Consider the following 19794-nt stretch of genomic DNA (forward strand, 5'->3'; position numbering starts at 1 on the left):
CGCACGAGACCCCGCGCCCCGCGCCCGACCCCGGGGGAGGGCACGCCGTGACGCTCTGGGAGATGGTCGCCGTCCTCGCCGCCGGGGCGGGCGCCGGCGCCATCAACGCCGTCGTGGGCTCCGGCACCCTCATCACCTTCCCCGTCCTGCTCGCGGTCGGCCTGTCCCCGGTCACCGCCACCGTCTCCAACGGCCTCGGCCTGGTCCCGGGCGCGTTGAGCGGCGCCTTCGGCTACCGCCGGGAGCTGGCCGGGCAGCGGGCCCGGGTGCTGCGCCTGGGGGTCGTCACCGGGATCGGCGCGGTCATCGGGGCCGCGCTGCTGCTCACCCTGCCCGAGTCGGCCTTCGAGGCGGTGGTGCCGGTCCTGGTCGGCATGGCGCTGGTGCTGGTCGTCCTCCAGCCCCGGATCAGCCGTGCGGTCAAGCGCCGCCACGAGCGCGCCGGCTCCCGTCCGCACCCGGAGGGCGGGGTGCCGCTGCTGGTCGGCATGGGACTGGCCAGCGTCTACGGGGGCTACTTCACCGCCGCCCAGGGGATCATCTACCTCTCGCTGATGGGCTCCCTGATCGACGACACCCTGCAACGGCTCAACGCCGTCAAGAACGTGCTCGCGGCGATCGTCAACGGGGTGGCCGCGGTCTTCTTCCTCTTCGTCGCCGACTTCGACTGGACGGCCGTGCTGCTCATCGCGGTGGGCTCCACGCTCGGCGCCCTGGCCGGGGCCGCGGTGGGACGCCGCATCAGCCCGACGGTGCTCCGCGCGGTGATCGTGACCGTGGGCACCGCCGCACTGGTCCAACTGATCGTGCGGTGAACGCCGGAGCGATCACTTCTCGCCAGCGTCGACCCCCGCCCGACAAACATGGGCCAACGCATGGACAGACGCGAATGGTCTAGTCCAGAATGGAAAACGATGGACCTCCGGGGACTCCCCGGGACCACCATTCCGTTCTCCCCGCACAGGAGGACGGTCGAGGAACCGGAGCTCTCTGCCCTGACTGCACCGGCTCCTCACCCAACGGCCGACCGGGACCGCACACCCGCCGGCCGGGTTTGCTCCGGGCTGCGGTGCCGGGAGGGTTGAGGGTCCCTCCCAGGCACCGTGGCCCGCGGGCCTTTCCGTGACCGTGCGCCCGCCGCCCCGCACGGCCGTCTTCGGACGTCGTCCCCGGGCCGTCGTGATCCGGCCAGGTACGCTCGCCCCGTGCCCTCCATGAACGATCTCGTCCGCCAGCACGCCGCCCTGTCCGACACGGACCTGGAGTGGCTGCACCTGCTGGTGTCGGAGTGGCAGTTGCTCTCCGACCTCTCCTTCGCCGACCTCGTGCTGTGGGTGCCCACCCGGGACGGCACCCGCTACGTCTCCGTCGCCCAGATGCGGCCCAACACCGGGCCCACCTCGTACCAGGACGACATGGTGGGCCACCTGGTGCCGCGCGGCCGGCGCCCGCTGCTGGACGTCGCCCTCGACGAGGGGCGCATCGTCCGCGAGGGGGACCCGGAGTGGCGCGAGGAGGTCCCGGTCCGGGTCGAGTCCATCCCGGTCAGCAGGGAGGGCCGGGTGCTGGGCGTCATCGCCCGCAACACCAACCTGCTGACCGTCCGCACCCCCTCCCGACTCGAACTCACCTACCTCCAGAGCGCCTCGGACCTGGCGCAGATGATCGCCGCGGGCTCGTTCCCCTTCCCCGGCCAGCAGGTCGACATGGACGCCTCCCCCCGGGTCGGCGACGGGCTGATCCGGCTGGACGCCGACGGGGCCGTGCAGTACGCCTCGCCCAACGCCCTCTCCGCCTACCACCGGCTGGGGCTCGCCGCCGACCTGGTCGGCCACCACCTGGGCACCACCACCGCCGAACTCGCCCCGTCCCGGGGGCCGGTGGACGAGGCCCTGGTGAAGATGGCCAGCGGCTGGGCGCCCCGCGAGTTCGAGATCGAGGGCAGCGGGGGAGTGATCCAGCTCCGGGCGATCCCCCTGAAACCGAAGGGCCCGCGCATCGGGTCCCTGGTGCTGCTGCGCGACGTCACCGAGCTGCGCCGGCGCGAGCGGGAGCTGATCACCAAGGACGCCACCATCCGGGAGATCCACCACCGGGTGAAGAACAACCTCCAGACGGTCGCCGCCCTGCTGCGGCTCCAGGCCCGCCGGATCGAGTCCGAGCGCGGCCGAGCGGCGCTGGAGGAGGCGGTGCGCCGGGTCGGCTCCATCGCGATCGTCCACGAGACGCTGTCCCAGAACCTCGACGAGCGGGTGGAGTTCGACGAGATCGCCGACCGGGTCCTCGCGATGGTCGCGGAAATCTCCCCGGGCAAGGTCACCGGCCGCCGCACCGGCCGCTTCGGCGTCCTCGACGCGGAGGTGGCCACCCCGCTGTCCATGGTCCTCACCGAGGTCCTCCAGAACGCCCTGGAGCACGGCTTCGGGCCGCTCGACACCGGCACCGTCGAGGTGTCCGCGGTCCGCGGCGGATCGGTGCAGGAGGCCCGCCTGCTGGTCACCGTCCAGGACGACGGGGTGGGGCTGCCCGAGGGCTTCGACCCGCACCGCTCGGGCAACCTGGGGCTCCAGATCGTGCGCACCCTGGTCGAGGGCGAACTGGGCGGCACCTTCGACATGGCCACGGCTGCGGAGGGCGGCACCCGGGTCACCCTGGACCTCCCGGTCCGCCCCCACCAGCCCCGGCGGGACCCCCGTCAGGCGTAGCCGCCGTTGCTGAGCAGCAGCTGCCCGTTGACCCACCGCCCCTCCGACGAGCAGAGGAACTCCACCAGCCGGGCGGTGTCCCCGGGGGTGCCCAGCCGGCCGAGCGGGGTCCGGCCGCGGACCTCCTCGCGGACCTCCTCGGACATCCAGCCGGTGTCGACCGGGCCGGGGTTCACCACGTTGGCGGTGACGCCCAGGGCGGCGTACTCCCGGGCGGCGGCCAGGGTGATCCGGTCCAGCGCGCCCTTGCTCGCCCCGTAGGGGACGTTGTCCACGGTGTGGTCGCTGGTCAGAGCGATGATCCGACCCGTTCCCGGCTGCGCCGCGAACCGCCGCCCGAACTCGCGGATCAGCAGCCAGGAGGCCCGCGCGTTCACCGCGAAGTGCCGGTCGAAGCTCTCGACCGTGGTGTCCAGCAGACCGGAGTCCACCGACTCGCAGTGGCACATCACCAGCGCGGTGACCGGCCCGAACCGCTCCTCGGCCGCGTCGAAGACCCGCCCGGCCCCCTCCGGGTCGGCCAGATCGGCCGGGATGCCGAGGCCGGCCGCCCCGTGCGCGGCCAGCTCCGCGGTGACCGCCGCGGCGGCCCCGGGCTCCGCGCCCCAGGGCATGCGCTCGTCGTAGGGGGTCCAGTAGGTGAAGGCGAGGTCCCACCCCGTCGCGGCCAGCCGGGCGGCGATCCCCGCGCCGATCCCGCCGGTGCGGCCCACCCCGGTCACCAGGGCCACGGGGCGGGGCGGACGGCCCGTCGCGTTCGGTTCGTCGTCATCGAAGTGCGTCACGGTCCGGGATCGTCGCCCGGGTCCGGACCGGAGGGCAAGGGATTTGTCGCCGCACCCCGATTCCCGTGGCGGGGGTGGGTGTCAGAGAGGCCCGGTCACGGGATATCTTGATGTCGAGACAATGCAGACGTGAAAGGGAGCAACGGTGACTGACTCGACCATCATCTACACCCACACTGACGAGGCTCCGGCCCTGGCGACGCACTCCTTCCTGCCGGTGGTCCGGGCGTACGCCGCGACGGCCGGGATCAGTGTCGAGAGCCGTGACATCTCTCTGGCCGGGCGGATCATCGCCAGCTTCCCCGAGCACCTCGAAGAGTCCCAGCGCATCGACGACGCGCTCGCCGAGCTCGGCGCGCTCGCCAAGAAGCCCGAAGCCAACATCATCAAGCTGCCCAACATCTCGGCCTCCATCCCGCAGCTGAAGGCGGCCGTCGCCGAGCTCCAGCAGCAGGGCTACGCACTGCCGGACTACCCGGACGACCCGAAGACCGACGAGGAGCGCGAGATCCGCGCCCGCTACGACAAGGTCAAGGGCAGCGCCGTGAACCCGGTGCTGCGCGAGGGCAACTCCGACCGCCGCGCCCCCGCCTCGGTGAAGAACTACGCCAAGACCCACCCGCACCGCATGGGCGCCTGGACCCCCGAGTCCAAGACCAACGTCGCGACCATGGGCGAGAACGACTTCCGCTCCACCGAGAAGTCCACCGTGATCGCCGAGGCCGGTTCGCTGCGCATCGAGCTGCTGGGCGAGGACGGTTCCACCACCGTGCTGCGCGAGTCGGTGCCCGTCCTGGCCGGCGAGGTCGTCGACGCCTCGGTGCTCCGCGTCGCCGCGCTGCGCGAGTTCCTGACGGCGCAGGTCGCCCGGGCCAAGGCCGAGGGCGTGCTGTTCTCCGTGCACCTCAAGGCGACCATGATGAAGGTCTCCGACCCGATCGTCTTCGGTCACGTCGTGCGCGCCTTCTTCCCGAAGACCTTCGCCCAGTACGGCGCTGCGCTCGCCGCCGCCGGCCTGTCCCCCAACGACGGCCTGGGCGGCATCCTGAAGGGCTTGGAGGCGCTGCCCGAGGGCGCCGCGATCAAGGCGTCCTTCGACGCCGAGCTCGCCGAGGGTCCGGCGCTGGCGATGGTCGACTCCGACAAGGGCATCACCAACCTGCACGTCCCGTCCGACGTCATCGTCGACGCCTCCATGCCGGCCATGATCCGCACCTCCGGCCACATGTGGGGCCCGGACGGCCAGGAGGCCGACACCCTCGCCGTGCTGCCCGACAGCAGCTACTCCGGCGTCTACCAGGTCGTCATCGACGACTGCCGCGCCAACGGCGCCTTCGACCCGGCCACCATGGGCTCGGTGCCCAACGTCGGCCTGATGGCGCAGAAGGCCGAGGAGTACGGCAGCCACGACAAGACCTTCGAGGTGGCGACCGCGGGCACGGTCCGCCTCGTCGACGAGCAGGGCAACGTCGTCCTGGAGCAGGCCGTCGCCGCCGGCGACGTCTTCCGCGCCTGCCAGACCAAGGACGCCCCGGTCCGCGACTGGGTCAAGCTCGCCGTCACCCGCGCCCGCGCCACCGGCGACCCGGCGGTGTTCTGGCTGGACGGCACCCGCGCCCACGACGCCGTGCTGATCGAGAAGGTCAACGCGTACCTGCCGGAGCACGACACCGAGGGCCTGGACATCCGGGTGCTCTCCCCGGTCGAGGCGACCAAGCTCTCCGTGGAGCGCATCCGCCGCGGCGAGAACACCATCTCCGTCACCGGCAACGTGCTGCGCGACTACCTGACCGACCTCTTCCCGATCCTGGAGCTGGGCACCAGCGCCAAGATGCTGTCGGTCGTCCCGCTGATGGCGGGCGGCGGCCTCTTCGAGACGGGCGCCGGCGGCTCCGCCCCCAAGCACGTCCAGCAGCTGGTCAAGGAGGACTACCTGCGCTGGGACAGCCTGGGCGAGTTCTTCGCCCTCGCGGCCAGCTTCGAGCACCTGGCGCAGGTCGCCGGCAACGCGCGGGCCCAGGTCCTCGCCGACACCCTCGACCGGGCCACGGCCACCTTCCTCAACGAGGACAAGTCGCCGACCCGCCGCGTGGGCGGCATCGACAACCGGGGCAGCCACTTCTACCTGTCGCTGTACTGGGCGCAGGAGCTGGCCAAGCAGACCGAGGACGCGGGTCTGGCCAAGGCGTTCGGTCCGCTGGCCGAGGCGCTGACCGCCGGTGAGCAGACGATCGTCGACGAGCTGATCGCGGTCCAGGGCAAGCCGGCCGACATCGGCGGCTACTACCAGCCCGACCCGGCGAAGGCGGCGGCCGTGATGCGTCCGTCGAAGACCTTCAACGAGGCGATCGCCTCCCTCGGCTGACCGTTCCGTTCCCGGGGTGTCACCCCGGGGAGCAGGTCCAGGTGCGGCCCCGCCCGGCTCAGGCCCGGCGGGGCCGTCCGCCGTACGGACCGCGGGGGCCCGGACACGACGAGGCGGCCGTCACGACCACCGAAGGGGTCGTGACGGCCGCCATCACGCGAGCCCCGGAACCTGGCCGGTTCCGGGGCTCGACGGAAGAACACTGCGGGATGACGCGCTGCGGCTCGGGAGGCGGGAGTTGCGCACGCGCTGTGCGCGCCGCCGGTGCCACGGCCCGTACGGGTGGCTGGGCGTCAGGCGGTGGCCTGTCGAGCCCGGTTGCGGGCGGCGCGGCGCTTCATTGCGCGGCGCTCGTCCTCGCTCAGGCCACCCCAGACGCCCGAGTCCTGGCCGGACTCGAGTGCCCACTGCAAACACTGCTCGATGACGGGGCAGCGGCGGCAGACGGCCTTGGCTTCCTCGATCTGCAGCAGCGCGGGACCGGTGTTGCCGATGGGGAAGAACAGCTCGGGGTCTTCCTCGCGGCAAACGGCGTTGTGACGCCAGTCCATGGCTGCTACCTCTCTTGGTGCTACTTCAGTGTGCTTGTGAATGTGAACGCTTTCACGAATCCCCCGACACGGGAAGGGCCTACACCGGAAAGTGACCCGGGGCGGTCCAAGGGTTCGAGGAGGGATTCGGGCTCTTGGTGGGGGCCGGTGGTGCGGCCCGTCCTGAGCGCCACGTAGAGACTCGCAAACCTCAGCTGCGGATACAACCCCTTCTGGAAAGTTTTTTTTGATTCCTCGGTGTCGACTAGGTCACAGCCGTACTTCCATGGGGTGGATCCTTGCCTAAACGTTCGAGTGCAAGGACTTTCGCACGTTCCGCTCACACAATCACACGCAGTGCACGGTCTACGCCTAGGAACGTCACGCTCGTGCGCAGTCCCAGGTGGTCTCCGTCCATCTGGAGGGGGAGCGGAACCTTCGAATGCAAGGTGAACTCATGGAGGTCGTGAAGGCTGGTCGCGTGCTTGCCGTGAGGGCCGCGCTGGGGGGACGAAGTGACCAATTGTGTGGCGTAGCGGGCGACGGCGGGGGTCGTCAGCCGGCTCAGCCCGAGCACGTCCAGTCCGGTGTCGAACGATGCCTTCGGTGCCGCGTAGACCGGGCGATTGCCGAGGTAGGTCCACGGAGCGGTATTGCAGACTATGGAGACGAGAAGATCTTCCACTGGTTCTCCACCCGGCTGTTCCAAGGTGATGGAACCGTGTCGGCGGTCCGCTCCGAGGAAATGCCGCAACACCTGGCGCAGATACAGCGCGTGGGTCGAACGCTTTCCCAACTCGCGCTGCTGCTCGACCCGTCCGATCACCCCGGCGTCGAATCCCAGGCCGGCACAGAAAGTGAACCAGCGCCCCGGAACCGCCTCGTCCGCGCTGCCCGGAGTGCCGACGGCGCGACCCAGCCCCACCGTGCGCTCGCTCCCCTGCTCGATCGCGCTCAACAGCGCGCCCGTCGCCTCCACGGCGTCGTTCGGCAGACCGAGTGCCCGCGCGAAGACATTGGTCGAGCCGCCGGGGACCACCGCGAGCCGGGGCGTGCGCTCCGGGGCGGGCGGCTGTTCGTCGTCCCCGAGGAGGCCGTTCACCACCTCGTTGACGGTGCCGTCACCGCCGAGCGCGACCACCAGGTCGACCTCGCCGTCCCGGGCCGCCCGCCGCGCCAGGTCCCGGGCGTGCCCGCGGTACTCGGTGGTCACCGCTTCCAGCTTCATCTCGCTCGCCAGCGCGTGGATCAGGACGTCACGCGTACGCGCGCTCGTGGTGGTAGCTGCCGGGTTGACCACGAGGAGTGCGCGCATGTCATGCAGGGTACCCAGCGCGGCGAGGCGCCCCCCACCCCGGGGCGGCGCCGTCCCGGCGTCCCGCCCGGCCCCCGCCCACCCGGCGCGGGCTACTCTGCTGGGGTGAGTGCTGAGCAGAAGTCCGCCCCGGGCGCACGCCCCGAAGAGGCCCCCGCGGGCCCCCGCCCCGGACGGTTGACCGCAGCCGCCGCCCTGACCGGACTGGAGGGTGTCGCACTCGTCGTCGGCGGGGTCTACGTGCTGGTCCGCGGGCTGACCGGGTCCGGCAGCGCAGGACAGGCCGCGATGGCCGGGCTGACGCTGGTGGCGCTCGCCGCGCTGCCGCTGATCGCCGCCCGCGGCCTGCTGGCCCTGCGGAGCTGGAGCCGCGGCCCCGCGCTCATGACCCAGTTGGTCGCCCTCCCGGTGGCCTGGACCCTGCTCCAGGCCGACAGCATGCTGATCCCGGGCGGCATCGCCCTCGGGGTGGCGGCGGTGACCACCCTGGTCCTCCTGGTCAACGTGGAGGCGACCGAGGCCCTGGGCATCACGCCTCCCGGCAGCGGGACGTAGCGCACGGCGCCCGAGCGGTCGCGCACCCCGGCCAGGGGCGCGCTCGCCGAGAGGTGCGCCGGGCTTGCGCGCCATCCGGAACGCCACGCCTGCGCCCCCGCACGCCGGAGCACTCGCGGTATGCATGACGGCGCCCCGAACCGAGTACGGTTCGGGGCGCCGTCATGCATACCGCGGGCTCACTCCTCGACGAGGAGCTTCTCGCGCAATTGGGCCAGGGTGCGGGCCAGCAGGCGGGAGACGTGCATCTGGGAGATGCCGACCTCCTGGGCGATCTGCGACTGGGTCATGTTGCCGAAGAACCTCAGCAGCAGGATGCGCTTCTCGCGCGGCGGCAGGTCCTCCAGCAGCGGCTTCAGGGACTCGCGGTACTCGACGCCCTCCAGGGCCTCGTCCTCCGCGCCCAGGGTGTCGGCGACCGCGGGCGACTCGTCGTCCGTGTCCGGGACGTCCAGGGAGAGCGTGGAGTACGCGTTCGCCGACTCCAGCCCCTCCAGCACCTCCTCCTCGGAGATCGCCAGCTTCTCGGCCAGTTCGTGCACGGTGGGGGAGCGCCCGTGCAACTGGGACAGCTCGGCGGTCGCCGTGGTGAGCGCCAGCCGCAGTTCCTGGAGCCGTCGCGGGACGCGCACCGCCCAGCCCTTGTCCCGGAAGTGGCGCTTGATCTCCCCGACCACGGTCGGCGTGGCGTAGGTGGAGAACTCGACGCCCCGTTCCGGGTCGAACCGGTCCACCGACTTGATCAACCCGATCGTGGCGACCTGCGTCAGGTCGTCCAGCGGCTCGCCCCGGTTGCGGAACCGTCGGGCCAGGTGCTCCACGAGCGGCAGGTGCATCCGGACCAGCCGGTTGCGCAGCTCCGCGTACTCCGGGCTGCCGTCCGGCAGCCCGCGCAGCGTGACGAACATCGCCCGCGCCGCGCTCCGGTCGCGCGGATCGTGCCGGCCCCGACCGGCGCCGGGTCCGCTCACGTCGCGCTCGTGTTCGCTCATGCTTCCCGCCCTCCCCCAGCTCCCGCTGGGAGGTGCCCCCGGTCGCCCGCCCCGGCCGGACGACGACTCGCGTGCGTCCGCGGTGCCGGGAGCGCCCGGCTGTGCCTGCTCCAACCCGGCGGCAGGGTCCGGCGCCGTCGCCGGCCCCGGCCGCCCGACCGGCTCCCGAGTTCCGTCGGTGCCGTCCTCGGGATGCGGCCTGGCCTGCTGTTCGGGGATGCCGCCCGGCGTGCGCGGGGCGGGTCGGCCGCCCGTGCCCCCGGCGGGCGGTCCCGGTGTGTCGTGTCCCTCGTCCCGCACCGGTCCGTCCCCGTTCCTCACGCCGGACCGGGTCCCGCGCCGCGTTGTTTGTAGAGGCTGATCGACACGGTCCGGTCCTCGGCCACGGTCGAGTCGACCTTGCCCGCGAGGGCCGACAACACCGTCCAGGCGAAGGTGTCGCGCTCCGGCGCGCGGCCGTCGGTGGTCGGCGCCGAGACGGTGACTTCCAGGGAGTCGTCCACGAGTCGGAACACACAGCTGAGGACGGAGCCGGGCACGGCCTGCTGGAGCAGGATCGCGCACGCCTCGTCCACGGCGATGCGGAGGTCCTCGATCTCGTCGAGGGTGAAGTCCAAACGCGCCGCGAGGCCGGCCGTCGCCGTCCGCAGCACCGACAGGTAGGCACCCGCAGCCGGCAGCCGGACTTCCACGAAGTCCTGGGTCCCGGGCTCTCCTGCGATCTGGGACACCCTCACCTCCAAGGTGGTACAAGCTCTTCGGGGCTCCGGGGGAGCACCCCCCGGGTAACGCGCAACATGGTGCAGCGGTGACGCTATCGCGCTCACGGCGCGGGTGTCCCGGGGACCCCGCCCCTCGGCATCACTCATCGTAAACACATCGGTACGCACAGTCGGTAGGGGTGGGTGGATACCGATGCGGTGACGGTCCGGCCGCCCGGCACGGCGCGTCGGGGTGTCGTACCCACGGCTCCGCCCACCGAACCGTCGACCGGGCGCTCGTCACACGAGGACGCAGTCGACGAAGCACCAGCGCCACCGCTCGCCGGGCTCGAACGTCCGCATCACCGGATGCCCGGTCTCCTCGTAGTGCCCCGTCGCGTGCCGCAGCGGCGAGGAGTCGCAACAGCCCACGTGGCCGCAGTCGAGGCAGATCCGCAACTGCACCGGGTTGGTCCCCGCGGCCAGACAGCCCAGACAGGTCCGACTCAAGGGTTCCGGTTCCGGCTGGGGCAACGCCGAAACGTGCGTGCACTCCTTCATGCTGGCCCAGGTTACTGATCCGCCCGGCCCCGTGGGGGACCGTGCGGTACGGCCCGGACCGGTCGCCGAGGACCGGCGCCGGCCGGGGAGCCGGACGAGAGGGGACCGTCATGGACGCGCTGTCGGTGGTCGGACTGGTCGCGGCGAGCACCGCGGTGGCGGGTGCGGCGCGCCGCACCCCGGTGCCCGCGCCCCTGCTGCTGGTCACCGTCGGACTGATCGCCGCCTACGTCCCCGGCGTCCCCGAGTTCACCCTCGACCCGCACGTCGTGCTGCCGCTGCTGCTCCCGCCGCTGCTGCACCTGGCCGCGCTGGAGAGTTCGTACCTCGACCTGCGGGCCAACCTGCGTCCGGTCGCGCTGCTGTCGGTGGGGTACGTCCTCTTCGCCACCGTCGCCGTGGGATGGCTGGCCTACCTGCTCCTGCCGGGGCTGCCGCTGACGGCCGCCCTGGTGCTGGGAGCGGTGATCGCACCGCCCGACGCGGTGGCGGCCACGGCCGTAGCCCGGCGGGTGGGCCTGCCGTCCCGGATCACCACCATCCTCCAGGGCGAGTCGCTGGTGAACGACGCCACCGCGATCACCGCCTTCAAGGTCGCCCTCGCGGCCGCGGTGGGGGAGGGCATGAGCTGGGCCGGCGGCGTCCACGAGTTCCTGCTGGCCGCGGTCGGCGGGGTCGGCGTCGGGCTGGTCCTGATGGTTCCGCTGCACTGGCTGCGCACCCACCTGCAAGAGCCGCTGCTCCAGAACACCCTGTCGCTGCTCATCCCGTTCGTGGCGTACGCGGCGGCCGAGCAGCTGGGCGCGTCCGGGGTGCTCGCCGTGGTCGTCGTCGGCCTCTACCTGGGGCACCGGGCCTGGCAGGTCGACTTCGAGACCCGGCTCCAGGAGGCCGCCGTGTGGCGGATGGTGTCGTTCATCCTGGAGTCCGCGGTGTTCGCGCTGATCGGCCTCCAACTACCGGTCGTCCTGCGGGGACTCGGGCCGGTCGGCGGGCCGGACGCGGCCTGGTACGCGCTGGTGCTGTTCGTGCTGGTGGTGCTCGTCCGCTTCGTGTGGTGCTACCCCGCCACCTACCTCCCGCTGTGGCTCTCGCCCCGGATCAGGGCCCGCGAGTCGGACACCGACTGGCGACGCCCGCTGGTGGTGAGCTGGGCGGGGATGCGCGGGGTGGTGTCCCTGGCCATCGCCTTCTCCATCCCGCTCACCGTGCACGGGGGAGGACCGTTCCCCGCCCGCAACCTGATCCTGTTCCTGACCTTCACCACCGTGATCGGCACGCTCGTGGTCCAGGGGCTGACCCTGCCCGGCCTGATCCGGCTGCTGAAGCTGCCGGGGCCGAGCCCGCAGGCCCGCACCCTCGCCGAGGCCGAGGCGCAGAACGCCGCCTCACGGGCGGCCGACGAACGCCTGGCGGAACTCCTGCGCGACCCGCGCAACGCCCTGCCCGAACCCCTCGTGGACCGGTTGCGGCTGGTGCTGGAGCGACGCCGCAACGCCGTCTGGGAACGGCTCGGCTCGCCCAACCCCGTCACCGGCGAGTCGGTCGACGGCACCTACCGCAGACTGACCCGCGAGATGATCGCCGCCGAGCGGGACGTCTTCGTCCGGCTCCGGGACGCCCGGGCGATCGACGACGAGCTGATGCGCACCCTGCTGCGCCGGCTGGACCTGGAGGAGGCGGCGGTGTACCGGGAGGAGGCCGACTGAGCGCCCCGTCACACGGCTTCGGGACCGGGACGACCGGTGACCACCGCGACCAACCGGGTGCCCGAGGGGAAGGCCCCCTCCTCGGTGAGCGACAGCAGCGCCCACAGCAGCTTGGCGACGTACAGGCGCTCCACCGCCAGCCCGTGCCGCTGCTCGAAGTCCGCGGCGAAGGCCCGCAGGTGCGCGGGGACCCGGGCGTACCCGCCGCAGTGGAACCGTTCGTCCAGGGACCAACGGCCGCGCGGCCCGCCGAACGCCGCGTGCTGGAGCGCAGTGGTGGCCCCGGCGAGGAACCCGCCGCCCACCACCGGTATGCCGAGGGCCCGTTGCCGGGGGCCCAGCCCCGCGGCGAGCCCGGCGAGCGTGCCCCCGGTGCCGCAGGCCACCGCGATCACGTCCGCCCGTCCCCGCAACTCCTCGCCGAGCGCCACGCACCCGCGCACGGCAGCGGCGTTGCTGCCGCCCTCCGGGATCACGCACGCCCCGTCGGGGCCGAGGCCGAACTCGGTCAGCAGCGCGGCGACCATCTCCGGCTCGGACGCACGGCGGTAGGTCGCGCGGTCCACGAACCGCAGCCGCATGCCCTCCGACGCGCACCGGGCCAGCGAGGGGTTCAGGGGGCGCCCGGCCAGCTCCTCACCGCGCACCACCCCGATGGTGGGCACCCCGAGCAACCGCCCGGCGGCGGCGGTGGCCCGCAGGTGGTTGGAGTAGGCGCCGCCGAAGGTGACCACGGTGCGGTCACCCGCCGTCGCGAGGTTGGGCGCCAGCTTGCGCCACTTGTTGCCCACCAGCTCGGGATGGATGAGGTCGTCCCGCTTCAGCGCGAGCCGTACGCCCCGGGCCAGGAAGCGCGCGTCCCGCAGCTCCTCCAGCGGCGAGGGCAACCGGGGGCCCAGGCGTTCCACCCCGGTACCCGCTTCTCCGCTCGCCCCTGTCACCTGCACATTCTCCCGCACCGCACGGCGCACCGGCCCGGGACCGCGGCCGAGCCGGGGAGCGGGCCCCGCGGCCCGGCCCCGCCCGTCCCGCCAGCGTCGATCAGTGCCGCAGCACCCCGTCCCCGTGCACGGCGATGTGCTGCTCCAGCTCCTGCACCGCGCGCTGGGTCGCCTCCGGGGTGCCGGTGCCGCGCCGCTCCGCGTAGTACGCCGCACCGAGCCGCTTCAGCAGGTCCGATCCGGCGCGCTGCGCCTGCACCTCGTCGAGCTTCTGCTTGCCCTGGGTGAGTCCCTGCTGGACCTGCTCCCGGGCGCGGTCGAGGAATCCCGCCATCGTGAACCACTTCCGTTCGTCGTGCCGCTCTGCGGCTGGTGAGCCTGTTGGTCGTCCGCTGATGTCGTCCTAGGTACGCGCATCAGGAGAACGCGTACCGGGATCTTGGAGTTCCCACACCTGCCCTGCGGACCCCGACTCACCCGATCGGGCGGGGGCGTGGCGCCGGCTTGACCGACGGCCGGGGAGGAACGGGTGACGGAACGGTTCGGCAAAAACCCGGAGCATGCCCCGAACGGCGGCTTCCAATCCCGCTCTTTTGTGTGATGGCACCGGGGTCCTCGGTGCTGAAAGGCTCCTCCCGCAGATCGGTGCACGCGTGTGGGAGGGCAAGAAGCATGTCGGTAGGCGAAGAGGTCCGCAGCGAACAGCCGCAGCGGAGCCTCGGCACCGCGGCCGCGCGGAACCTGGCCACCACCACCAAGTCGGCTCCGCAGATGCAGGAGGTCAGCGCCCGGTGGCTGCTGCGCATGCTGCCCTGGGTCGACGTGCAGGGCGGCGCGTACCGGGTGAACCGCCGGCTGAGCTACGCGGTGGGCGACGGCCGGGTCACCTTCGTGCAGACCGGCGAAGACGTCCGGGTCGTCCCCGCCGAACTCCGCGAACTGCCCGCCCTGCGGGACTACGCCGACGAGGGCGTGCTCGCGGACCTGGCCGACCGCTGCGAACAGCGCAGCTACGCCCCCGGTGACCTGCTCACCTCCTTCGGGAACCCGTCCGACGAGGTGTTCCTCCTCGCCCACGGCCGCGTCGAGCGGATCGGCGCCGGCCCCTACGGCGACGACGCCGTCCTCGACGTCCTCGCCGACGGCGCGTACTTCGGCGAGCAGGTGCTGACCGCGTCGGACACCATCTGGGAGCACACCGTCCGGGCCGCCACCCACTGCACCGTCCTCGTCCTGTCCCGGTCGGCGTTCCGCGGGGTCGTCGACCGCAGCGACTCGCTCCGCGCCCACCTCGACTCCCTCCGGGCCGCACCCGAACGGCACGCCAACCGGTACGGCGAACGCGAGATCGACCTCTCCTCCGGCCACGTCGGCGAAGCCAGGCTGCCGGGCACCTTCGTCGACTACGAACCTGCCCCCCGCGAGTACGAGTTGAGCGTGGCCCAGACGATCCTGCGGGTCCACACCCGGGTCGCGGACCTCTACGGCCGTCCCATGGACCAGACCGAACACCAACTCAGGCTCACCGTGGAGGCGCTCAAGGAGCGCCAGGAGCACGAGATGGTCAACGACCGGGAGTTCGGCCTCCTCCACAACTGCGCCTACGAGCAGCGCATCCAGCCGCACGAGGGTGCGCCCACCCCCGACGACCTGGACGAACTCCTCAGCCGCCGGCGCGGTTCCAAGCTGTTCCTCGCCCACCCGGGCGCGATCGCGGCGTTCGGCCGCGAGTGCAACGCGCGCGGGCTGGTCCCCGACACGGTGGACGTCGAGGGGACCCGGATCATGACCTGGCGCGGGGTCCCGCTGTTCCCCTGCGACAAGATCCCGGTCACCGCCGCCCGGACCACCTCCATCCTGTGCCTGCGCACCGGCGAGGACGACCAGGGCGTCGTCGGGCTGCGCCAACCGGGCATCCCCGACGAGATCGAACCGAGCCTGTCGGTGCGGTTCATGGGCATCGACCGGCAGGCGGTCACCTCCTACCTCGTCACCTCCTACTACTCGGCCGCGGTCCTCGTCCCGGACGCACTGGGCGTCCTGGAGAACGTCGAGATCGGCCGCCGGCGGTGACCCGCACCGGCCCGGCACCCGGGAACGGAGCCGACACCCTCGCCGCACCGGCCGTGCCGTCCCCCGCGCCGCCATCGACGGGCGCCGACGACGAGGCGACCGCGCTGCTGGAGGGGGCGCGGGCCGACGTCGACCCGGAACTGCGCCGGGCCGTGGACGCCATGCCCGGCCCGCTGCGCCGGGTGGCCCGCTACCACTTCGGCTGGGAGCGGGCGGACGGCACCCCCGCCACGGGCAACGCCGGCAAGGCCGTCCGTCCGGCCCTGGTCATGGCCGCGGTGCGGGCGTTCGGCGGCCGTCCGCAGGAGGCGGTGCGGCCCGCGGCGGCCGTGGAGCTCACCCACAACTTCACCCTCTTGCACGACGACGTGATGGACCGTGACACCACCCGCCGGCACCGGCCCACCGCCTGGACGGTGTTCGGCGTGCCGGACGCGATCCTCACCGGCGACGCCCTCGCCGCGGTGGCCGCACGGCTGCTCGCCGAGGACCCGCACCCGGCGGCGGCGCGGGCGGCGGCCCTGCTCGCCGGCTGCGTGGTCGAACTGTGCGCGGGGCAGCAGACCGACACCGCGCTGGAACGGCGGAACCCGGGCGAGGTGACGCTCGCCGACTGCATCGCCACGGCTGAGGCCAAGACCGGTGCGCTGCTGGGCTGCGCCTGCGCCATGGGCGCGCTGTACGCGGGGGCGGAGGAGGAGGCGGTGGCCGCGCTCGACGCCTTCGGCCGGGAGGCCGGCCTGGCCTTCCAGCTGATCGACGACGTGATCGGGATCTGGGGCGACCCCCGGCGCACCGGGAAGCCCGCCGGGGCGGACCTGTTGGTCCGCAAGAAGTCCTTCCCGGTGGTCGCCGCGCTCTGCTCGGGCACCGCGGCGGGCGCCGAACTCGCCGAACTGTACGCCGCCCCCGCCGGGTCCACCGGCCCCGACGACCTGGCCCGCCTGGTGCACGCGGTGGAGGCGGCGGGCGGCCGGGACTGGGCGCAGCACCAGGCCGCGGACCGGATGGGGCGCGCGGTGCAGTCGCTGGCGCGGGCGCTGCCCGGGCCGGAGTCCGCCGGCGAGTTGCTGTCCCTGGCCGAATTCGTCACCCGCCGCTCGGCGTAGCCGTGTTGCCCGCCCCGCATGACCCTCCGTCATCCGGCCTGGGGTTCAATGAGGTCTTCCAGTAGGGACGCGGTACAGGAGGCGGCGGCGTATGGGCGTGGGGATTCGGACCGGGGGAGCCGCGGACCGGGAGGCCGTGGTCCGACTGCTCGACGAGGGCTTCCGGGACGACCCGGTCAGCGGCTGGGTGTTCCCGGACGAGGAGGGGTTCCGCCGTGCGCACCCCCTGATGATGGAGGCGATCCTCGACATCGTGCTGGAGGCGGGTCGGGTGGACCTCACCGAGGACGGGGCCGCGGTCGCCCTGTGGCTGAGCATCCCCGAGGGCGGGCCCGAGGAGGGCGGGCCCGAGGAGGACGAGGACGGTCCGGCCCGGATGCGGGAGGCGGTCGACCCCGCCAACGAACGCATCGAGTGGATCGGCCGGCTGACCGAGGGCTGCCATCCGCAGCACGCCGCCCACGAGTACCTGTGGATGATCGCGGTGGATCCGTCGCGCCGGGGCGAGGGCCTGGGCACCGCCCTGATCCGCTCGGTCCTCGACCGCTGCGACCGCGAGGGCACGGCCGCCTACCTGGAGGCCAGCAGCGCCCGCAGTCGGGACCTGTACCGACGTCTGGGCTTCGAGGTCCGCGAGCCGGTCCTGGAGCTGCCGGACGGTCCGACGATGTGGCCGATGTGGCGGGAGGCCGCCGCTTGAGCCCTCGGGCCGAGGTGCCTACCGGGTGATGACGAAGGTGTACGCGGTGGCCGTGAGGGTGAGGACCGCGCAGACGGCCCAGAGGGCCCACCAGACGGCGGCGGGGTCGGTCGTCGTGAGGGCCAGACCGCCGGCGGCGACGCCGAGGGGGCCGGGAATGGTACGGACATAACGGGCCTTCATCGGCTCCCCTGCTCGATCGGGCTCTCCGGAGAACCGTGCTGGGCGGGGTCCGGCCGTGTCAAGCGGCCCCGAACGGTGGGACACGACGGGGGGCGACCCGTGGTGACGGGTCGCCCCCCTCGTGCCCCCGGTCGGTGCGCGTGGCACGGGCGCGGGGGCGGGAACCGGGCGGTTCAGCCCTGCTTGGTCTCCCAGAAGATCTTGTCGATCTGCGCGATGTAGTCGAGCGCCTTCTGGCCCGTCGCCGGGTCGGTGGACGCCTTGGCGGCCGAGAGGGCCTTCAGGGCGTCGTTGACCAGCTGGTGCAGTTCGGGGTACTTCTCGAAGTGCGGGGGCTTGAAGTAGTCGCTCCACAGCACCGAGACGTGGTGCTTGGCCAGTTCCGCGCGCTGTTCCTTGATGACGGTGGCGCGCGCCTGGTAGTGCGGGTCGTCGTTGCCGGCCATCTTGTCCTGCACGGCCTTGACCGACTCCGCCTCGATGCGGGCCTGGGCCGGGTCGTAGACACCGCAGGGCAGGTCGCAGTGGGCGCTGACCTTGACCTTGGGTGCGAATAGGCGGGAGAGCATGGAGCCGTCCTTCCTCGTGATCGTCTTCTCAGGTGGGACATTACTCCGTGGGAGAGGGCTTTTCGCGAGGGCCCCCTAGGGCCTAGGACGAAAGACCGGGCGGTTTTTCGGACCGGTGGCGTACGCGGGGGACGGACCAGGAGGTGTCTGATGCCGGAGACGGCACGGGAACGGGAATGCGGTGCGCAGTTCGGGCTGGCCGAGGTGGAGGGGCCGTCGATGGTGCCGACCCTGTACCACGGGGACCGGCTCCTGGTGCGCTACGGCGCTCGGGTGAAACCCGGGCAGGTGGTGGTGCTGCGCCACCCCCTGCAACAGAACCTCCTGATCGTGAAGCGGGCCGTGGCGCGCCGGGACGGCGGCTGGTGGGTCCTCGCCGACAACCCGACGGCCGGTGCGGACAGCACGGTCTACGGGACGGTGCCGGAGGAGTTCGTCCTGGGCCGCGTCCTCGCCCGGTACCGTCCGCGCCGGTCCGGGGGTCAGCGACCGCGGGCGGGTGTGCTCTCCTGGCTGCTGACCGCGGCGCGGCCGGTGTCCGCGCGCTCCGCCTCCCGGCGTTTGCGGGCGCGGTAGGCGGCCACGTTGGCACGGGTGGCGCAGCGGTCCGAGCAGTAGCGGCGGGAGCGGTTGGTCGAGGTGTCCAGGTAGGCGTTGCGGCAGGGCGCGGCCTCGCACAGGCCCAGCCGGTCGACGCCGAACTCGGTCAGGTGGATGGCGAGCCCCATCGCCGCGATGGCGGCGTAGCCGGCGGTGGCGTTCGAGGGGTGGTCGGCCAGGTGCATGTGCCACAGCGGGCGGCCGTCGTCGTCGCGGTGGTCGTGGCCGGAGACCTGGGGGCTCACCGGGAACTCCAGGAGCAGGGAGTTCAGCAGGTCCACCGCGAGGGTCTCGTCCCCCTGGTCGGCGGCCTCGAAGACCGCCCGCAGCCGGGAGCGCACTGAACGCAGCCGGGTCACGTCGGTGTCCGTGGCGCGACGGGCGGCCGACTGGTTGGCGCCGAACAGCTCCCGCACCGCCTCCACCGAGGTCAGCGAGTCCTCGCCCCGGACCGGCTCCTCGCTGTTGACCAGGCGCACGGCGTAATCCGAGTAATAGGCCAGTTCCACTTGTAGTCCTTACGGGTGCCGTCTATCGTCGGGACAGGTGCGGTGGGTAATGACTGCTCATCGCCCAAGGGTATTACGTTCATCGATCGATCCTCAGTGGCCGTACGGGCGAGGAAGGCGGACGACATGACCGGGACCACCACCGGGACCGACTGGCGGGCCTGGCAGGAGAGCTGGGACCGACAGCAGGAGTGGTACATGCCGGACCGCGAGGAGCGGTTCCGGGTCATGCTGGACGTGGTCGAGGCGGTCGTCGGGCCCGAACCCCGGGTGCTGGACCTCGCGTGCGGTACGGGGAGTATTACGGATCGGCTGCTGCGGAGGTTCCCGAACGCCCGAAGCACCGGAGTGGATCTCGACCCTGCGCTGCTCATGATCGCTGAGGGCACCTTCGCCGGGGACGACCGCGTCTCCTTCGTGACCGCCGACCTCACCGCGCCCGACTGGCGGGAGCGGTTGCCGTACGACTCCTACGACGCGGTGCTGACCGCGACGGCGCTGCACTGGCTGCACACCGGGCCGCTGGCCGCGCTGTACGGGCAACTCGCCGGGGTGGTGCGGGAGGGCGGCGCCTTCCTGAACGCCGACCACATGGTCGACGGCGCGACGCCCCGGATCAACGAGGCGGAGGCGGTGCTGCGCCGGGCGCGGCGCGAGGCCGCCCGGGCCGAGGGGGCCCTGGACTGGGCCGACTGGTGGGCCCTGGCGGCCGAGGACCCGGCGCTCTCGGCGGCCACCGCACGCCGGTTCGAGATCTACGGGGAGCACGCGGACGGGGACACGCCCTCGCTGGACTGGCACGTACGGGCCCTACGGGACGCAGGGTTCGCCGAGGCCCGGGGGGTGTGGGCCTCGCCCTCCGACGCGATGGTCCTCGCCCTGCGCTGACGAC

At 72.6% G+C, this 19794-nt stretch carries 21 protein-coding genes; 10 read left to right on the plus strand and 11 right to left on the minus strand.

Features of this window, described 5'->3' with window-relative positions; translation table 11 throughout:
• The first annotated feature begins 47 nt into the window (after nucleotides 1–47).
• The gene (locus ACSMX9_RS20750) at nucleotides 48–815 is read left to right on the plus strand and encodes a sulfite exporter TauE/SafE family protein (RefSeq protein ID WP_351248048.1); all 768 of its coding nucleotides are present in this window, start codon (nucleotides 48–50) and stop codon (nucleotides 813–815) included.
• A gap of 399 nt (nucleotides 816–1214) precedes the next feature.
• Nucleotides 1215–2705 carry a sensor histidine kinase gene (locus ACSMX9_RS20755; RefSeq protein ID WP_445403051.1) on the plus strand — a complete coding sequence of 497 codons (1491 nt, stop codon included), beginning with the start codon at nucleotides 1215–1217 and terminating at the stop codon, nucleotides 2703–2705.
• On the opposite strand, the gene ACSMX9_RS20760 is transcribed toward ACSMX9_RS20755, so the two are convergent.
• The gene (locus ACSMX9_RS20760) at nucleotides 2696–3490 is read right to left on the minus strand and encodes an SDR family oxidoreductase (protein ID WP_445395920.1); all 795 of its coding nucleotides are present in this window, start codon (nucleotides 3488–3490) and stop codon (nucleotides 2696–2698) included. The genes ACSMX9_RS20755 and ACSMX9_RS20760 overlap by 10 nt on opposite strands.
• A gap of 145 nt (nucleotides 3491–3635) precedes the next feature.
• Between ACSMX9_RS20760 and ACSMX9_RS20765 the strand changes: the two genes are divergently transcribed.
• Complete coding sequence (locus ACSMX9_RS20765) at nucleotides 3636–5855, plus strand: NADP-dependent isocitrate dehydrogenase (protein WP_445395922.1); 2220 nt, start codon at nucleotides 3636–3638, stop codon at nucleotides 5853–5855.
• Between the two features lie 293 nt (nucleotides 5856–6148).
• Here ACSMX9_RS20765 and ACSMX9_RS20770 read toward each other — a convergent pair whose 3' ends face one another.
• Both ACSMX9_RS20770 and ACSMX9_RS20775 read right to left on the minus strand, forming a co-directional pair.
• Nucleotides 6149–6406 carry a WhiB family transcriptional regulator gene (locus tag ACSMX9_RS20770; protein WP_007491230.1) on the minus strand — a complete coding sequence of 86 codons (258 nt, stop codon included), beginning with the start codon at nucleotides 6404–6406 and terminating at the stop codon, nucleotides 6149–6151.
• A gap of 319 nt (nucleotides 6407–6725) precedes the next feature.
• Complete coding sequence (locus tag ACSMX9_RS20775) at nucleotides 6726–7700, minus strand: diacylglycerol/lipid kinase family protein (RefSeq protein WP_351248041.1); 975 nt, start codon at nucleotides 7698–7700, stop codon at nucleotides 6726–6728.
• Nucleotides 7701–7805: 105 nt separating this feature from the next.
• Here ACSMX9_RS20775 and ACSMX9_RS20780 point away from each other — a divergent pair, with 105 nt between their 5' ends.
• Entirely contained in the window at nucleotides 7806–8255 is a 450-nt protein-coding gene (locus ACSMX9_RS20780) for a hypothetical protein (RefSeq protein ID WP_445395924.1), read from the plus strand.
• A gap of 179 nt (nucleotides 8256–8434) precedes the next feature.
• On the opposite strand, the gene ACSMX9_RS20785 is transcribed toward ACSMX9_RS20780, so the two are convergent.
• From ACSMX9_RS20785 to ACSMX9_RS20795, 3 genes are all read right to left on the minus strand, one after another.
• The gene (locus ACSMX9_RS20785) at nucleotides 8435–9568 is read right to left on the minus strand and encodes an RNA polymerase sigma factor SigF (protein WP_366113765.1); all 1134 of its coding nucleotides are present in this window, start codon (nucleotides 9566–9568) and stop codon (nucleotides 8435–8437) included.
• A complete protein-coding gene (locus ACSMX9_RS20790) occupies nucleotides 9565–9978 on the minus strand; it encodes an anti-sigma regulatory factor (protein WP_307661212.1) in 414 nt (137 codons plus the stop codon). Before ACSMX9_RS20790 ends, ACSMX9_RS20785 begins: the two co-directional genes overlap by 4 nt.
• 270 nt (nucleotides 9979–10248) lie before the next feature.
• Nucleotides 10249–10509, minus strand: a complete 261-nt coding sequence (locus ACSMX9_RS20795) for a UBP-type zinc finger domain-containing protein (RefSeq protein ID WP_351240988.1) — start codon at nucleotides 10507–10509, stop codon at nucleotides 10249–10251.
• A gap of 110 nt (nucleotides 10510–10619) precedes the next feature.
• Here ACSMX9_RS20795 and ACSMX9_RS20800 point away from each other — a divergent pair, with 110 nt between their 5' ends.
• Entirely contained in the window at nucleotides 10620–12218 is a 1599-nt protein-coding gene (locus ACSMX9_RS20800; RefSeq protein ID WP_445395926.1) for a Na+/H+ antiporter, read from the plus strand.
• Nucleotides 12219–12226: 8 nt separating this feature from the next.
• Here ACSMX9_RS20800 and ACSMX9_RS20805 read toward each other — a convergent pair whose 3' ends face one another.
• Entirely contained in the window at nucleotides 12227–13159 is a 933-nt protein-coding gene (locus ACSMX9_RS20805; RefSeq protein WP_445395928.1) for a 1-aminocyclopropane-1-carboxylate deaminase/D-cysteine desulfhydrase, read from the minus strand.
• A gap of 100 nt (nucleotides 13160–13259) precedes the next feature.
• A complete protein-coding gene (locus ACSMX9_RS20810; protein WP_351240994.1) occupies nucleotides 13260–13493 on the minus strand; it encodes a hypothetical protein in 234 nt (77 codons plus the stop codon).
• Between the two features lie 338 nt (nucleotides 13494–13831).
• On the opposite strand from ACSMX9_RS20810, the gene ACSMX9_RS20815 reads away from it, so the two are divergent.
• The 3 genes from ACSMX9_RS20815 to ACSMX9_RS20825 all read left to right on the plus strand — a co-directional run bounded on the left by ACSMX9_RS20815 (nucleotide 13832) and on the right by ACSMX9_RS20825 (nucleotide 17041).
• Nucleotides 13832–15232, plus strand: coding sequence for a family 2B encapsulin nanocompartment shell protein (locus ACSMX9_RS20815; RefSeq protein WP_445395930.1), 1401 nt, complete (start codon nucleotides 13832–13834; stop codon nucleotides 15230–15232).
• The gene (locus ACSMX9_RS20820; RefSeq protein ID WP_445395932.1) at nucleotides 15229–16341 is read left to right on the plus strand and encodes a family 2 encapsulin nanocompartment cargo protein polyprenyl transferase; all 1113 of its coding nucleotides are present in this window, start codon (nucleotides 15229–15231) and stop codon (nucleotides 16339–16341) included. Before ACSMX9_RS20815 ends, ACSMX9_RS20820 begins: the two co-directional genes overlap by 4 nt.
• Before the next feature lie 91 nt (nucleotides 16342–16432).
• Complete coding sequence (locus tag ACSMX9_RS20825) at nucleotides 16433–17041, plus strand: GNAT family N-acetyltransferase (protein WP_445395934.1); 609 nt, start codon at nucleotides 16433–16435, stop codon at nucleotides 17039–17041.
• An 18-nt stretch (nucleotides 17042–17059) separates the two neighbouring features.
• Here ACSMX9_RS20825 and ACSMX9_RS20830 read toward each other — a convergent pair whose 3' ends face one another.
• Both ACSMX9_RS20830 and sodN read right to left on the minus strand, forming a co-directional pair.
• Nucleotides 17060–17224, minus strand: coding sequence for a hypothetical protein (locus ACSMX9_RS20830; RefSeq protein WP_445395936.1), 165 nt, complete (start codon nucleotides 17222–17224; stop codon nucleotides 17060–17062).
• Between the two features lie 173 nt (nucleotides 17225–17397).
• Nucleotides 17398–17793 (minus strand): superoxide dismutase, Ni, encoded by a 396-nt coding sequence (gene sodN / locus ACSMX9_RS20835; RefSeq protein ID WP_351241002.1) that lies wholly within the window; start codon nucleotides 17791–17793, stop codon nucleotides 17398–17400.
• A gap of 150 nt (nucleotides 17794–17943) precedes the next feature.
• On the opposite strand from sodN, the gene sodX reads away from it, so the two are divergent.
• Nucleotides 17944–18369 (plus strand): nickel-type superoxide dismutase maturation protease, encoded by a 426-nt coding sequence (sodX, locus tag ACSMX9_RS20840; RefSeq protein ID WP_445395938.1) that lies wholly within the window; start codon nucleotides 17944–17946, stop codon nucleotides 18367–18369.
• Here the strand turns inward: sodX and ACSMX9_RS20845 are convergent.
• Nucleotides 18276–18902 carry a CGNR zinc finger domain-containing protein gene (locus ACSMX9_RS20845; protein ID WP_445395940.1) on the minus strand — a complete coding sequence of 209 codons (627 nt, stop codon included), beginning with the start codon at nucleotides 18900–18902 and terminating at the stop codon, nucleotides 18276–18278. The genes sodX and ACSMX9_RS20845 overlap by 94 nt on opposite strands.
• A 126-nt stretch (nucleotides 18903–19028) precedes the next feature.
• On the opposite strand from ACSMX9_RS20845, the gene ACSMX9_RS20850 reads away from it, so the two are divergent.
• Entirely contained in the window at nucleotides 19029–19790 is a 762-nt protein-coding gene (locus ACSMX9_RS20850) for a class I SAM-dependent methyltransferase (RefSeq protein ID WP_445395942.1), read from the plus strand.
• The last annotated feature ends 4 nt before the right edge of the window (nucleotides 19791–19794 follow it).

The organism is Streptomyces sp. LE64, assembly GCF_052606915.1.